Origin of the sequence: Paracoccus cavernae (assembly GCF_042430175.1) — a bacterium.
GTDB lineage: Bacteria > Pseudomonadota > Alphaproteobacteria > Rhodobacterales > Rhodobacteraceae > Paracoccus > Paracoccus cavernae.
In genome coordinates this window covers 171,906-186,859 of sequence record NZ_JBHMDZ010000048.1, presented here as the reverse complement: position 1 = coordinate 186,859, position 14,954 = coordinate 171,906, and the positions used below count along the sequence as shown (strand labels likewise).

General features: G+C 63.1%; 14 protein-coding genes. 10 read left to right on the top strand and 4 right to left on the bottom strand.

The features are described 5' to 3' along the window. Positions 1-48: 48 nt before the first annotated feature. Both ACFFUC_RS17510 and ACFFUC_RS17505 read right to left on the bottom strand, forming a co-directional pair. Positions 49-2,109 (bottom strand): TRAP transporter permease, encoded by a 2,061-nt coding sequence (locus ACFFUC_RS17510; RefSeq protein ID WP_377688199.1) that lies wholly within the window; start codon positions 2,107-2,109, stop codon positions 49-51. 84 nt (positions 2,110-2,193) lie between these two features. Beyond that, the gene (locus ACFFUC_RS17505; RefSeq protein ID WP_377688198.1) at positions 2,194-3,195 is read right to left on the bottom strand and encodes a TAXI family TRAP transporter solute-binding subunit; all 1,002 of its coding nucleotides are present in this window, start codon (positions 3,193-3,195) and stop codon (positions 2,194-2,196) included. 319 nt (positions 3,196-3,514) lie between these two features. Here ACFFUC_RS17505 and ACFFUC_RS17500 point away from each other — a divergent pair, with 319 nt between their 5' ends. The 7 genes from ACFFUC_RS17500 to ACFFUC_RS17470 all read left to right on the top strand — a co-directional run bounded on the left by ACFFUC_RS17500 (position 3,515) and on the right by ACFFUC_RS17470 (position 10,255). Continuing rightward, entirely contained in the window at positions 3,515-3,724 is a 210-nt protein-coding gene (locus ACFFUC_RS17500; RefSeq protein WP_377688196.1) for a TOBE domain-containing protein, read from the top strand. Between the two features lie 7 nt (positions 3,725-3,731). After that, positions 3,732-4,205 carry an SAM-dependent methyltransferase gene (locus tag ACFFUC_RS17495; RefSeq protein ID WP_377688195.1) on the top strand — a complete coding sequence of 158 codons (474 nt, stop codon included), beginning with the start codon at positions 3,732-3,734 and terminating at the stop codon, positions 4,203-4,205. After that, on the top strand, positions 4,205-5,236 hold the full coding sequence (locus ACFFUC_RS17490; RefSeq protein WP_377688194.1) for an ABC transporter substrate-binding protein: 1,032 nt from the start codon (positions 4,205-4,207) through the stop codon (positions 5,234-5,236). Before ACFFUC_RS17495 ends, ACFFUC_RS17490 begins: the two co-directional genes overlap by 1 nt. Positions 5,237-5,294: 58 nt before the next feature. Continuing rightward, positions 5,295-6,242, top strand: coding sequence for a FecCD family ABC transporter permease (locus tag ACFFUC_RS17485; RefSeq protein WP_377688193.1), 948 nt, complete (start codon positions 5,295-5,297; stop codon positions 6,240-6,242). After that, positions 6,230-7,003, top strand: a complete 774-nt coding sequence (locus tag ACFFUC_RS17480; RefSeq protein WP_377688192.1) for an ABC transporter ATP-binding protein — start codon at positions 6,230-6,232, stop codon at positions 7,001-7,003. Before ACFFUC_RS17485 ends, ACFFUC_RS17480 begins: the two co-directional genes overlap by 13 nt. A gap of 149 nt (positions 7,004-7,152) precedes the next feature. Further along, the gene (locus ACFFUC_RS17475) at positions 7,153-9,279 is read left to right on the top strand and encodes a TonB-dependent receptor plug domain-containing protein (RefSeq protein WP_377688191.1); all 2,127 of its coding nucleotides are present in this window, start codon (positions 7,153-7,155) and stop codon (positions 9,277-9,279) included. A 199-nt stretch (positions 9,280-9,478) separates the two neighbouring features. Then, positions 9,479-10,255 (top strand): 5'-nucleotidase, lipoprotein e(P4) family, encoded by a 777-nt coding sequence (locus ACFFUC_RS17470; protein WP_377688190.1) that lies wholly within the window; start codon positions 9,479-9,481, stop codon positions 10,253-10,255. Positions 10,256-10,335: 80 nt separating this feature from the next. Here ACFFUC_RS17470 and ACFFUC_RS17465 read toward each other — a convergent pair whose 3' ends face one another. Next, positions 10,336-10,995, bottom strand: coding sequence for a GntR family transcriptional regulator (locus ACFFUC_RS17465; RefSeq protein WP_377688189.1), 660 nt, complete (start codon positions 10,993-10,995; stop codon positions 10,336-10,338). 161 nt (positions 10,996-11,156) lie between these two features. Between ACFFUC_RS17465 and ACFFUC_RS17460 the strand changes: the two genes are divergently transcribed. From ACFFUC_RS17460 to ACFFUC_RS17450, 3 genes are read left to right on the top strand one after another with little or no spacing between them, the layout of a single operon-like run. After that, positions 11,157-11,855 (top strand): aspartate/glutamate racemase family protein, encoded by a 699-nt coding sequence (locus ACFFUC_RS17460; protein ID WP_377688187.1) that lies wholly within the window; start codon positions 11,157-11,159, stop codon positions 11,853-11,855. A 51-nt stretch (positions 11,856-11,906) separates the two neighbouring features. Beyond that, positions 11,907-13,274, top strand: a complete 1,368-nt coding sequence (locus ACFFUC_RS17455) for an NCS1 family transporter (RefSeq protein WP_377688186.1) — start codon at positions 11,907-11,909, stop codon at positions 13,272-13,274. Positions 13,275-13,277: 3 nt separating this feature from the next. Beyond that, entirely contained in the window at positions 13,278-14,066 is a 789-nt protein-coding gene (locus ACFFUC_RS17450) for an aspartate/glutamate racemase family protein (protein ID WP_377688185.1), read from the top strand. Between the two features lie 60 nt (positions 14,067-14,126). Here the strand turns inward: ACFFUC_RS17450 and ACFFUC_RS17445 are convergent, their stop codons facing one another. After that, on the bottom strand, positions 14,127-14,933 hold the full coding sequence (locus ACFFUC_RS17445) for an aspartate dehydrogenase (RefSeq protein ID WP_377688184.1): 807 nt from the start codon (positions 14,931-14,933) through the stop codon (positions 14,127-14,129). Between the last annotated feature and the right edge of the window lie 21 nt (positions 14,934-14,954).

The window sequence follows — 14,954 nt, the reverse complement described above, 5'->3', positions numbered from 1 at the left end:
AACGGTCCCTGCCCTCTCCCGCAATGGTGCGGGAAAGGGCTGTTTGTCTCAGGCGGGCAAAGCTGCGCCCGCCTTGTTCATACGCCATTGCTTGAGCGCGATCAGCGCCAGAATGGCTGCGCCAATGGCCGACGAAATCGGCTCGGGCGCGATCAACAGGAAGGCTCCGATCGTCAGCAAAATCCGCTCGAAGAGGCTGAGCGGGGCAAGAAGCCAGTTGGTCAGCGCCGCCGACAGCGACAAGATCCCAAGGACAGCTCCCGAGAAGGCCAGGGCAAAGGCCGTCCAGGTAAATCCCTCGGTCACCAGCAGAAGCGACGGCGAGAAGACGAAGACGAAAGGCACCAGCGCCTTGCCCATCGACAGACGGAACGCGGTATTGCCCGCCTTGAAGGCATTCGCCCCCGCGATCCCCGATGCCGCATAGGCCGCCATTGCGACCGGCGGCGTCACATCCGCGATCACCCCGTAATAGAAGACGAAGAAATGGGCCACGATCGGCTCCACGTTCATCATCCCCAACACGGGCGCGGCGACCGCGACCATGATGATGTAGTTTGCGGTCGTGGGAATGCCGCAACCCATCAGGATGCAGACCACGGCCGTCATCATCAGCGTGAAGAGCAGGGTCAGCGTCTGCTGGCTCATGAGCTCGAAGGGAAGGAAGCCGAGGAATTCATGCGCCGAGGCGCCCCAGCCCTGCGCGATCGAGGTCACCATGAAGGCGATTTTGAAGCCGATACCGGTCAGGGTCACGATCCCGATGACGACACCCACAAGCGCCGCAGCCACCGTCACCGCAAGCGATTGTTTCGCGCCCGAGACGAAGCCCTCGAAAATGCCGGCTGCGGTTTCCTTGAAACCTTCGACCGCGCCCGATTTCATCACCGACTGGATCAGATAGACGACCATACAGGCCGAAATCGCGACGAAGGCCGACCAGAAGGGCGTGCGGCCCGACATCAGCATGAAGACCAGCAGGATCAGCGGGATCGTCGCCAGCCAGCCCTCTTTGAGGACGAGCCAGGCCTTGGGCAGTTCCTCTTTGGTGAGGCCGCGGATGCCCAGACGGCGGGCCTCCAGATGGACCTGAACCAGTACGCCGAAGAAATGCATGAAGGCTGGAACGATGGCCGCGATCAGGATCGTGCGCAGCGGAATGCCGAGATATTCGACCATCAGGAAGGCGACCGCGCCCATGACCGGCGGCGTGATCTGCCCGCCGGTCGAAGCGGCAGCTTCAACAGCAGCGGCGAAGTGGCGTTTGAAGCCGATCTTGATCATCGCCGGAATGGTGAGCGCGCCGGTGGTCACGGTATTCGCGATCGACGAGCCCGAGATCGAGCCCATCAGTGCCGAAGACACCACCGAGACCTTCGCCGGTCCACCCGAAAAGCGTCCCGTCAAAGCGGTAGCGAGGTCGATGAAGAGCTGCCCCAGACCGATCCTCTGCGCCATGACGCCAAACAGGACGAAGTGGAACACATAGGTCGAGATCACGCCGAGCGCGGTCCCGTAGATCCCTTGCGAAGTCAGGTAGAGGTGGTTGACGATCGTCGACCAATCCGCACCCGGATGGACGAAAATCCCCGGCATGCTTTGGCCGAAATAGGCATAGGCCATGAAAAGCGCGGCGATGATCGGCAGCGGCCAGCCCATCGAGCGGCGCACCGCCTCGAGCAGCGCCAAGATCAGGATCGTGCCCATCACCACATCGAGCGTATTGGGGTTGCCGACGCGGAAGGCCAGCTGGTCGTAGATCCACGGCACGTAAAGCGAGGCGATGATCCCTGCGAAAGCGAGGATCCAGTCGGGCAAGGGGATGCCCAGCACGGCAAATTTCGTGGCGACGCCGCGTTTGGATGCGAAGGCCGAAAACAGGATGAAGGTCGCGAACAGCGACACGCCCATCTGGATGCCGCGATGCGTGGTCGAACGCGGAATCCCGAAACCTGCGGTGTAGTAGTGATACAGCGACAGCAGGAACATGACGACCGCGATCAGCGTCGCGATCGGCGGCAACAGCGTGCGAAATCGGGTTTCGGGGTCGTATTCTTCCTCGATCGCGCGCAGCTGAGCGTCTGTCAGATGTGGGACGGTTTCAGACATACAGAAGTGCCCTTTCCGGATTCTAGAAATGGGAATCGGCCCGGCTTGTGGAAAGCCGGGCCATAGGGATCGCGCAGGATCCGTTTACTGAAGCTTGCCTGCTTCTTTGTAGAACTTCTCGGCGCCTGCATGGAACGGAATGCCCGCGCCAAGCGTCGCGCTGTCGAGCGTGATCTGTTTGCCTTTGGCATGGCCTGCGGCAAAGAACTTCTGGGTGCTCTCGTTGTAGAGCGCCTTGGTGATGTTGTAGATCAGCTCGTCCGACTGGTCCGCGCTGGTCACGAGCTGCGCGCCGACCGAGATCGTCGCAACATCCGCGTCCTGGCCTTTATAGGTACCGGCGGGGAAGCTGTCGGCGGCGAAGAAGTTGTACTTCTCGCGCAGCTTGTCGGCAGCCTCGCCGTCGATCGGGACCAGTTTGATGTCGTGCTGGCTGGAGAGTTCGGCAATCGCGCCGGCCGGATAGCCGCCGACAAAGAAGAACGCATCCATCGCATTGTCGCGCATGCGGTCTGCAGCCTGGTCGGGCTTGAGGTATTCTGCCTTCACATCGGCTTCCGACAGGCCGTAGCCTTCGAGAATGATCTTGGCATCGACCAGCGTGCCCGAGCCCGGCTCGTCCAGCGAGACGCGCTTGCCCTTGAGATCGGCCACCGACTCGATGCCCGCATCGGCGCGCGCGACAAGGTGGATGCTCTCGGGGTAAAGGTTCGCGATCAGGCGCAGCTTTTCAACCGCGGGCTGGCCTTCCCACAGGCCGGTGCCGGTCTGTGCCCAATAGGCGACGTCGGATTGGGTGAAACCCGCTTCCATCTGGCCGCCGTTGATGGCGTTGATATTGCCGACCGAGCCGTTCGAGGCCACGGCCGTCGCGATCAGGCCGGGGACGCCGCAAGAGCCGCCATCCTCGCAAGCGCGCGAGCCGGGCGGGTTCGAGATCGAGTTCGCGATCAGGCCGCCGATCGGATAATAGGTGCCCGCCGTCCCGCCGGTGCCGATGCGGAAGAACGACATCTCTTGCGCGGATGCGCCTTGAACGAAAAGGCCGACAGCGGCAGCCAGTCCAAGAATGAGCTTCTTATTCATGATCTTCCTCCTTGTTGATCTTATCTTCCATACTATGAAACATTTGATGGACAATGCTACCGGCAGAAAAATTGCCCATAAAGCCAAGTGACGGAGGGTTAATCTCCGGACTTTCCGGCCATTCCGCCCCCAATCCGGCTGCCCGAGCGGACAGAATGCGCGTCCTGTCAGCCCGTGGTTGCGTCCGGTCAAGCGGCTCGCGCCGGCCCGTTTCGCCCCTGCCCGAAACCGCGCTGCGGGCACGTGGGCGCGGGCGTCATTTGAGATTGACTCGGCGGAAGCCGCACCGATATGTTTTCCCAAACATAAGGAGAGTCACATGAAACTCAGTGCTCGCAATGTGCTTGCCGGAACCGTGGTCGAGATCAGCAAAGGCGCTGTGACCAGCCATGTCCGGCTCGATGTCGGCGGAACCATCGTGACGGCCGCGATCACCAACGAGGCGGTTGCCGAATTGGGCCTGACGGTTGGCAGCAAGGCCAGCGCCGTCGTCAAAGCCTCGGATGTCATGATCGGCATCGACGACTGACAGAACGATGACCGACAGCGATTTGCGCCCGTTCGAGCGCGCCGTTTCCGCCCCCGACAGCGCGGATGCGGATCTGTGGTTCATTGGCCGCATCCGCACCCCTTGGACCGACCGTCGCGCCTGCCCGCGTAAAGGCGACGCGCAGGACGGCCCTCTGTGCGAGATCGTGCTCGATCCGCGCTGGTCCGAGGCGATGCTCGGCCTTGAAGGAAAGACCCGCCTCCAGATCCTTTACTGGATGCATCTGGCGCGGCGCGATGTGGTCCGGCAAAACCCCGATTTCGGCAACCGCGCCATCGGGACTTTCGCGCTGCGTTCGCCCTTGCGTCCGAACCCGATCGCCTCGTCGACCGTGACGCTGGAGAGGATCGAGGGCACGAGCCTTTTCGTGCGCGGCCTCGATTGCATCGACCAAACGCCGCTGGTCGATATCAAACCCATTTTCTGCTTTGACGAGCAGCCCGAGAAACGGATTGCCTGATGTTCCATCCCAGAGTTTTTTCGGCTGTGACGCTCGTCGCGGCTGTGATGGCGCTTGCCCCGCCGACGGCTATGGCCGAGGTCGTGGTGCGCGACGCCGCCGACCGCGAGATCGCCCTGCCCGACCATGCCAGCCGGATCTATGCGGCGGGACCGCCGGCGGATGTGCTGCTTTACACCCTCAAGCCCGAGGCCATGCTGGGTTGGGTCCGCGCGATCCCGCCGAACGGGCGCGATCTCGTCTTGCCCGCGACCCGCGACCTGCCCGCTTTGGGGCGTCTGACCGGCAAGGGCGATACGCTCAACCTCGAGGGGCTTTTGGCAGCGCAGCCGCAGATGATCCTCGATTACGGCAATATCAGCCCGACTTATCTCGACCTGTCGCAGCGGGTGACGGAGCAGACCGGCCTGCCCTATCTGCTGCTCGACGGAAGCTTTGCCAAAACGCCCCAGACCCTGCGCATTCTCGGCGCCGCTCTGGGTGTCGCCGAGCGCGGCGAGACCTTGGGCGCACAGGCCGAAAAGATCATCGCCGATGCCGAGGCGATGACGGCTGCGCTCGGGCCCGACCAGCGGCCGAAAGTCTATCTGGCGCGCGGGCCAAAGGGGCTTGAAAGTGCCGCCAAAGGCTCGATCCATTCCGAAATCATCGAGCGCGCGGGCGGCATCAATGTGGCGGAGGGCGACAGCAAGAGCCTGCTGACCGTCTCGCCCGAGCAGCTCCATGCCTGGGCACCGGAGATCATCATCACGCTGGATGCCGATTTCGCACGCAATGCCGATCTCATGCCCGAACTGGCCGGAATTCCCGCGATCGAGAACGGCCGCGTCTATCTGGCCCCGCAAGCGCCCTTCGGCTTCATCGACGCGCCGCCTTCGGTCAACCGGCTTTTGGGGCTGCGCTGGCTGAGCGCGAAATTCCACCCCGATCTTGCGGGCGAAGGGCTCGAGGCCGATCTGCGCGATTTCTACCGCCTCTTTTACCAGATCGAGCTGAGCGATGATCAGGTGAAAGTGCTGTTGGGTGCGTGAGGATGGCGTGGCGCATCCTTTGGCCGGTGGCCGGGGAGCGCTTTTACTGGCGGCAGTGATGATTGGCGCCCTGATCCTCGGCACCATGCTCGGCCCCTACCCGCTTACCCCCGCAGATATCTGGCGCGAGCTGAGCGGGCATAGCGCCGGCGGCACCGTCGCCACCGTCTTTTGGAACATCCGCCTGCCGCGCGTCCTTGCGGCCGCACTGGTCGGTGCGGCCTTGGCGGCAGCAGGGGCCTGCTACCAGTCGGCATTCCGCAACCAATTGGTATCGCCTGATATTCTTGGCGTATCTGCCGGTGCCGGGCTGGGTGCGGTGCTCGGGATCTATCTCGGTTTGCCGGTGCTTGCGATCCAGCTTTTGGGCTTCGGGACCGGATTGGCAACGGTCGGGCTGGTGATCTCCATCTCGCTCGCGATGGGGGGCGCGGCTTTGGTCATGGTGCTGTGCGGCATAGCGGTCGGCGCTTTGGCCGGGGCCGGCATCTCGCTCATCAAACTGCTGGCCGATCCCGACAACCAGCTTCCCGCAATCACCTTCTGGCTGATGGGCAGCCTTGCCGGCATCAAACGCGGCGATGTCTGGGCGGCGGCGCCTGCCATTCTCGCGGGATTGGTGCCCCTGATGCTCCTGCGCTGGCGCATCGGGCTTTTGGCTTTGGGCGATGACGAGGCGCGCAGTCTGGGCATCAATGCGGGTGCGGTCAGGGTGGTCGTGGTGACGGCGGCGACCTTGATGACGGCGGCCGCTGTATCGATGGCGGGGGTGATCGGCTGGGTCGGGCTTATGGTGCCCCATATGCTGCGCCCGCTGACGGGGCCGCGCTTCGACCGGCTTTTGCCGGCGGCGATCCTCGGCGGGGCGTCCTTCATGTTGCTCGTCGATCTGGCCGCACGGATGCTGGCACGGCAGGAGATCCCGCTCGGCATTCTGACGGCCGTGCTCGGCGCGCCGGTTTTTGTGCTTCTGCTCGCGCGCAGTGCCGCGGAATGGCGCAATTGATGCTGCTGGACGCGACAGGGCTGTCGGTCGGCCATAGCGGAAATGCGGCATTGCAGGGGGTCGATCTGGCGGTTGGTGCGGGCGAGGTTCTGGGCCTGCTCGGTCCGAATGGCGTCGGGAAAACCACCCTGTTTCGGAGCCTTCTCGGCCTTTTGCCTTTGCTTGGCGGCACGGTCTCCCTTGGCGGGGCCGCGCTTTGCGATCTCGGGCGGCGCGAGATCGCCCGCCGGATCGCCTATGTGCCGCAGGCGCAAAACCTGCCCTTCGCCTTCAGCGCCCGCGATATTGTCCTGATGGGGCGGAGCGCGGCGCTCGGCGCTTTCGCCACCCCTTCCGCGCGCGATCACGACGCGGCCGAGGCGGCTTTGGCGCGGCTCGGGATCGCGGATCTGGCGGGGGCGAGGATGACGCGGCTGTCGGGCGGCCAGCAGCAAATGGTGCTGATCGCGCGCGCTCTGGCACAGAATGCGCCGCTTGTGGTGATGGACGAGCCGACAGCGAGCCTCGATCTCGCCAACCGCAAACGGATCGAGGATCTGGTTCTCGGCCTTGCCCGCGACGGGATCGGGATCATCCTGTCGACCCATGACCCCGATCAGGCGGCGCGGCTCTGCCGGTCTATGGTGCTGTTGCATCGGGGCCGCGTGCTGGCGGCCGGCCCGATGCGCGAGACGCTGACGCCTGCCACGCTGAGCACGCTTTACGGTACCAAGATCCGGCGCGAAGAGCTGTCGGACGGAAGCCTGCATTTCCGCGCCTGAAGCAGCGCCCCCTTGTGACCTCGCCTTTTTCCCGCGCGGCTTCTGCGCGGAAAGTCGTGTTGTCCTTCGCTTCGATATGTTTCACCATGCACAACGATTCCCGACCGCTCTCCCCCTCGCGGTCGGGAAGCAGCAACAGGGAAAAAAGAATGTCATTGCTCCAAAGACTTGCCCTGGCGGGGTGTATCCTGCCGGGATTGGCCGGAGGCTGGGCACAGGCTCAGGAACTCGATCTGGCCCGCGAAGAGGTCATCAGGGAGGCGCAGGCCCAGGCGGCGGCCGGCAAGGCCTTCGTGCTGGGTACCATCGTGCTGACCGCCTCGGGCGAGGAACTCGGCGCGGGCGGCACCACCGCCATCGTCGATTCCGAAGAGATTCTGCACAGCAACCGTCAGACGCTCGACGATGCGATGCGCGTCGTGCCTGGTGTCAGCGTCGGCAATACCGGCGGCAGCCGCAACGAACGGCTGATCTCGGTGCGTGGTTTCGACCGCCTGCAGGTGCCATTGTCGGTCGATGGCATCCGCGTCTATCTGCCCGCCGACAACCGGCTGGATTTCGGGCGTTTCCTGACGCCGGATCTGGCGGAAGTGCAGGTCCAGAAGGGCTATGTCTCGGTGCTGAACGGCCCGGGCGCAATGGGCGGCGCGATCAACCTCGTGACCCGCAAACCGACCGCCCCCTTCGAGGGCGAGGCGCGTGTGGGGATCGAGGCCGGCAATCGCGGCGACATCACCGGCAAGAACGCCTATCTGTCCTTCGGCACCAAACAGGACCAGTTCTACGCGCAGGGCAGCTATATGTGGCGCGAGAGCGACGGCTATTATCTCTCCAAGGATTACCGCCCCACTCCCGTCCAATCGGGCGGTTTGCGCGACTATTCCGATACCAAGGACAGCCGCCTCAACCTCAAGATCGGCTATACGCCCAATGCGGACGATGAATATGTCCTGAGCTTCACCCGCCAGAGTGGCGCGAAAAACGCGCCCTACAACGTCATGCAGCCGGTGCGCGGCACCACGCCCGAGCCCCTGCCCGAGGGCCAGAGCTACCAGCGCGACTGGAGCTGGCCGGTCTGGGATCTCGACAGCTACGCCTTCTATTCGCATACGGGCTTCGGCGAGAGCGGCTATGTGAAGACCAAGCTCTACTACAACACCTTCGACAATGTGCTGAAGGCCTACGACGACGTCACCCATAGCACGCAAGAGCAGCGGCGCAGTTTCGACAGCCGCTATGACGATCACGCTTACGGCGCCAGCATCGAGGTTGGCGGCGATGTCGCGGCGGCGCATACGTTGCGCGGTGCGCTCCATTACCGGCGCGACCAGCATGACGATATCCAGCTTTCGCGGCCCGATGTGAACGATGTCAGCGATCCGGTCGAGCGCAGCAAGGAAGAGACCTGGTCGCTTGCGGTCGAGGACACCTGGCGCGTCAATGACGCGCTGACGATTGTCGGCGGCCTGAGCTATGACCGCGCCAAAGTGGTCGAGGCCAGCCGTACCAGCGAAGAGCCCGGTTGGCCGACCGGCAGCACCGATGCGGTCAACTGGCAGCTCGCCGCGCTATATGCGGTGGATCAGGGCGAGTTCCACGCAAGCCTGTCGTCGCGCACGCGCTTCCCGACGCTCTTCAACCGCTATTCGACCCGTTTCGGCACTGCCGTTCCCAATCCCGACCTGAAATCCGAACGCGCGCTGACCGTGGAGATCGGCTATGCCGGTGATCTCGGCCCCGTCGCGATCGAGGGCGCGTTTTTTCACAGCCGAGTCGACGACATGATCCAATCCGTGCCCGTCGGCACCGATCTCAGCCAGAGCCGGAACGTCGGCACTGGCCGCATCACCGGCTTCGAGGTGGCGGGGCAATACGAGATCAACCCCGACCTGTCGCTGGTCGCGAACTACACCTACCTCGACCGCAGCATCGACGATCCGGTCCGCTCGGGGCTGCGCTCGACCGATATTCCGCGTCATGCCGCCTATCTGCGACTGGATTGGCGCGTGCAGCAGGATTTGACGCTCTCGCCCTCGACCGAGCTGGCCAGCTCGCGCTGGACCGATAGCGCGGTGCCGCCTGCCGATCCGACCGAAGTTGCCTATAGCCGTGTCGGCGGCTTCGGTCTGGTCAATCTCGATCTGGACTGGCAGGTCAGCGAACAGGCAAGCCTCGTCTTCGGGCTGCGCAACGCTTTCGACAAGAATTACGCTCTGGTCGAAGGCTATCCCGAGGCCGGCCGCTCGATGTTCATCACCAGCCGCCTGACTTTCTAAGCGCGAAAGTCACTTGAAAACCGGCCGCAAGCTTTCGGGGCTTGCGGCTTTCCCTGCCCCGTGGGAAAGCGCTTCGGACGCATTTCGCAAGACTGTATCTATTGATCGATTTATTTTGATTGATTGATCAATAAATTTAAACTCCTATCGGGTTGTCGGGCCGGAATTCCGGTCGGGCCGATCAAAATGGGAGGACAATTTGATCAAGCACCCGCTTACGACCCTTGCCACCGCATGCGCGCTTCTTGCTCCGCTCTCCGGCGCAGGCTTCGCGCAATCCCCCGAAGACAAAACCCTCTGCGAGCAGCAGGCCTATGCGATGGGTCTGCGCTACCAGCAGCAATCGGCCGAGGTCGATGCGCTCCAGCGTCAGGCCTATGCTCTGGCCAAGCTGCGTCTTGACGAAGCGCTGGCCACTGCCGCGCCCGATGCGAAACTGGCCGTGATCACCGATCTCGACGAAACGGCAATCGACAACAGCGCCCTTCTGGTGCGCGACATGAACGCCTGCCACAATTACACGACCTGGGACACCTGGAAGCACTGGGAGCGCGAGGGCAATCCGACCGCCATGCCTGGTGCGCTCGATTTCTTCAACTATGCCAATGAAAAGGGCGTCGCGGTTTTCTATATCTCGGACCGCTACGAGGAAAACAAAGCGCAGACCATGGCGACCCTCGAAAAGCTGGGCTTCCCCAAGGTGAGCAACGAAACCGTTCTGCTGCTCGGCCCGCCGAAACAGGAACGCCGCGCCTCGGTGACCAAGGATTATCAGGTCGTTCTCCAACTCGGCGATACGCTGCACGATTTCTCGGAAGGTTACGTCAGCAAGGTGCCTTTGGCCGAGCAACATGCGCTGGTCGAGGCCGATGCCGAGCATTTCGGCAAGGATTGGATCGTACTGCCGAACGCGACCTACGGGACGTGGCGCAAGGCCGATCTGACCGCTTGGGACGCGCCGCTCGTCGCCGAATAAGCGCGGGATCTTTCCCGATCATCCTTTGCCCGTCCGCATCTGCGGGCGGGTTTCTCGTCGGTGCCGAGATCGCGGCTTGCTCAGGCCTCGATCGGGTGGCGGAAGAGCTGGTCCTGCAGGCTCAGCGCCGCGGTCTGGGGAATGTCGAAGTTCAGATGCGCCTCGAGATGGCGCAAGTGGCTGTCGGTCAGTTCGAGCAGAAGCCCGGTATCACCGGCCTCAAGCGCATCGACGATGCGCATATGCTCGGCCTCGCTGGCGCAGGAATGTTCGCTCAGCGAATAGATCCCGAGGATCAGCGTGCTGCGCATGGTGAGTTCCGACAGGAAGCGTTCGAGGACGTGGTTGCCCGCAATCTGGGCCAGATACATGTGGAATTGCCGCGTGAGACGCAGCTCCGTCGGCTTGTCGGCGCGGCGATGGGCCTCCGATTCGGCAAGGATGTTCTCGCGCAGATAGGCGATATCATCGGGCTTGGCATTGCTGGCCGCCTGACGCGCGATGGTGCGTTCGATCGCGCGGCGCGCCTGAAAGACGTCGCGGGCCTCCTGCGGCGAAGGCGTGACGACGAAAGCGCCGCGATTGGGCCGCAATTCCACGACATTCTGCGCAGCCAGCGTCGCCAGCGCGCGGCGCACATTGGCGCGGTTGCACTGGAAAAGGTCGCTCAACGCCTGCTCGCCCAGCTTCGCGCCCGCAGGCAGACGTTGCTCGGCAACTGCGTCCAGAATCGCGCTCACGATCTGATCTTCGGGAAGCGCCGACATTTCTACACCTGCTCGTTTTGCGCGTCATTTCAGTCAAATTAAGGGCTCGCGCCACAATTTACCATATTAGCCGAAGAAGTTGTTGACGTGTTAACAGTGATTGTTAACAATCGTTGTTAACACAGGAGGCAGATATGGACATTCTGGTCGTCAACCCGAACTCAACCCAATCGATGACGGATAAAATCGTCGATGCCGCGCGGGCCGTCGCCAGCGCCGGCACCACCATCCACGGTGCGACCGCAAGCGGCGCACCTGCCTCGATCGAGGGTCACTACGACGAGGCCATGTCGCTGCCGGGTCTTTTGGCACGGGTCCGCGAGGCCGAGGCCAATGGCGTCGACGGCATCGTTGTCGCCTGTTTCGACGATCCGGGCATTGCTGCCTGCCGCGAAATCGCAACCGGTCCGGTTCTGGGGATCTGCGAGGCTGCGGTGAAAGCCGCGAGCATGCTCTCGACCTCGTTCTCGGTGGTCACGACCCTGCCGCGTTCGGTGCCGGTGATCGAGCATCTGATCCACGGCTACGGCCTCTCGCATCAATGTCGCCGCGTGCGCTCGGCCGAGATCCCCGTCCTGGCGCTGGAAGAGCCCGGCTCGAACGCCCGCGTCAAAGTGCGCGACGAGATCCTGCGCGCCATCGAGGAAGACCGTTGCGAGGCCGTGGTTCTCGGCTGTGCCGGCATGGCCGATCTGACCGAATGGCTGAGCAAGGAAACCGGCATTCCGGTCATCGACGGTGTCAGCGTCGCCACCCGCATGATCGAAGCGCTGGTCGGATCGGGGCTTAAAACGAGCAAAATCAATGCCTACGCGTTCCCGAACGCGAAATAAAACGTCGCCTTTCAAGGCGTAAAACATCACTGTCGGCTAGGGAGGAGAGCCATGACAATGGATTCAACGGCGCTGGAGGGCGCCGCGATCGGCAAAGGTGCGATCGAGCACAAGGCAATCGGCGAAGAAAGCCTTGCGCCGCAGGAAACACGGATCATGGATCCCTGGTCCTATCTCTTCGCGTGGCTGGGGGGCTGCGTGTCGATCGGGACCTTCACCATCGGTTCGGGGCTGGTCGGTACGCTGAACCTGCTCCAGACCTTCGTCGCGATCACCATCGGCTGTACGGTCATCGGTGTCGCGCTGATGTTCAACGGCAAGGCGGGCCACAAATACGGCATCCCCTTCATGGTCCAGACCCGTTCGGCCTTCGGCTTCACCGGATCGCGCATTCCCGCGCTGGTGCGCTCGGTGCCTGCGATCGTCTGGTTCGGTTTCCAAAGCTGGATCGGTGCCGGCGCGCTGAACCTCGTGTCGGAAACCATGTTCGGTTTCTCCAACATCTGGGTCTTCTTCATCGGCTTCCAACTCCTGCAGATCGGCCTGTCGGTTCTGGGTTTCCACGGCATCAAATGGCTGGAAAACATCGGTTCGGTCTTCATCATCGGTGCGCTGATCTACATGTTCTTCAGCGTGATCAACAAATACGGCGACCAGATTTCGGCCAATCTGATCAATGTCGAAGGCACCTGGGGTGCACCCTTCTGGGGCGCGACGATGCTCTTCCTCGGGATCTATTCGACGATGATGCTGAACGTCTCGGACTATTCGCGCGAGTTGCGCAAAGATGTCGGGCCGCTGCGTCAGGTCGCGATCTATGCCAACTCGATCCTGCCCGCGACGCTGTTCATGGGGATGATCGGCCTGATGGTCTCGGGCGCGACCGGCGAAGTCGATCCGATCAAGGTCTTCTCGAGCGCGGTCGACAACAAATTCCTGCTGATCGTCACGCTGGTCTTCATCGCCTTTGCGCAGGTGACCACGAACATCCTCAACAACGTCGTGCCGCCGGCCTATGCGCTGATGGACATCTTCAAGCTCAAGTTCAAAACCTCGGCGGTTCTGGTCGGTCTTCTGGCCTTCGCAACCTTCCCTTGGGAGCTGGTCAAGGACGAATCCGCCGCCGGGCTGAACCTGTTCATCCGCACCTATTCGGCTTTCCTCGGCCCGATCTTCGCCATCCTGATCGTGGATTACTTCTTCATCCGCAAACAGACGCTCAACCTCGAGAAACTCTATGATCCCGAGGGGCCCTATCAGGGCGTCAATATGGCCGCGATGATCGCCATGGCTGCCGGTATCGCCGCGGCGCTGATCTTCTCGGGGATCTCGTGGTACGCCAGCCTGCTGCCCTCGGGCATCCTCTACTATGTGCTCATGCACAAACTGCCGAGCGCCAAGCGCTTCATGGAGAACTGAGCCATGGCGTTTTCCCCGAACGCGCCGTCGCGGCGCTGGCTACTGGCGACGGCTTGCGCCATCGTCGCGGGCCTGACAATCGGCACGATAGGCACGGCAATGGCCAACCAGAACGCGGATGGAGGACGGGTGATCGTCCTTATCAACCCCAACTCCAACGAGGCCGCCACCCAATCCATGACCGGGTTGGCACAGATCGCGGCGGCAGATGCCGCCGTGGTCGAGGGACGCTCGAATACCGGCGCGCCCGCGCTTTTGACCACGCCGCAGGATATGGCGGCGGCGGCATCCGGCGTTGTGGCGATCGGGCGCGAGGCCGCGGCCGACCCCCGTGTCGGCGCGATCATCGTCTCGGCCTTCAGCGACCCGGGTCTGGCCGAATTGCGCAAGGCGGTCGATGTGCCGGTCTTCGGCATCGGCGAAGAGGTCTTTCACGAGGCCGCCCGCGACGGTCGCCCCTTCGGCATCGTCACGGTCACGCCCGATCCCGCGCTGATCGAGAGCTTTCGCGAAAAGGCCGCCTCGCTCGGCTACGAGGCACAATATCGCGGCACCCGTGTGACCGAGGGCGATCCGAAAGTGCTGGTCGAACAGGCCGAGGCTTTGGATGCGGCTCTTGCCGCCGCCGTTACCGAGTCGGTCGCAAAGGATGGTGCATCGGCCGTGATCATGGGAGGCGGTCCGCTTTCCGCCTCGGCCGTGCGCCTTCAGCCGCAATTCGAAGCCCCGCTTCTGGTCGCGGTTCATGCGGCGGCGCGGGCTGCGGCTAAAGCGATCACCCAAGCGCAATAAGCCGCGCTTGGAAACATCGGGCCGCGCCGAGGGGAGATCCCTTTCGGCGCGGCCTTTTCGTCACAAAACCAAAGGATTGACGCGGCTCTCGATCAGCCGCGCCAGATTGAGCGCGGTCATCTCGGATGATTTTGGATTGGTCGCGAGCGGGCGGTTTTCAAAGGTGAGATCCATTTTGCCGAAATCGCCCTCGGCGCGGATTTCGTGGCGGTTGAGCATGGCATCGGGATCGGCAACCAGCGAGATCCGCGTCCGGTCCAGCCCGATTCCGGCCAGTGCCGTGATCACCGCGACATTGGCGTTTTGCGGGAAAGCATCGGCCGCCTCGCGCGCGCTGGCCGAGAAAAAGACGGTCGGACCGCTCAGCGCATCGAGATCGACAAGATCCGCCGCCGGCGTCCCCTTCCAGGCCTGAGCGGGTTTGACGATGCGGTGCTCGACCGAGGCGATCGGCAGACGTCCCGCCGCTGCCAGCGCATCGATCCCGCCCAAGGCACCCGGCGGGATGAGCAATTGACGGCCTTTTGCTCGGGCAAGGGACAGCAGCTCGGCCAAAAGTGCTTCGTCCACGAAAGCCGAGGTTGACGAGACCGCGTAATCCATTTCCGCCGCAAAGGCCGCACGGCCCCAAATGCCGACACTGCCGCGCCCTGCGGCTTCGACGACGAGGCTGGCGCCGGTTGCAGCCAAAGCCTCGGGACTGTCGATCAGAGCGACGCCCTCGGGCAGGCCGTCGCGCGGGGTTTGTGCGTCGCGCACGGCGACTGCCGCGATCCGCACCGGCGCGCCGGTCTGGCGCAAAAGCTGTGCCAGACGCGTGCCGATAGCCCCCCAACCGACCAGACAAATTGTTTCGTTAACCGACATGGAATCGCCCCCTCCGATGAT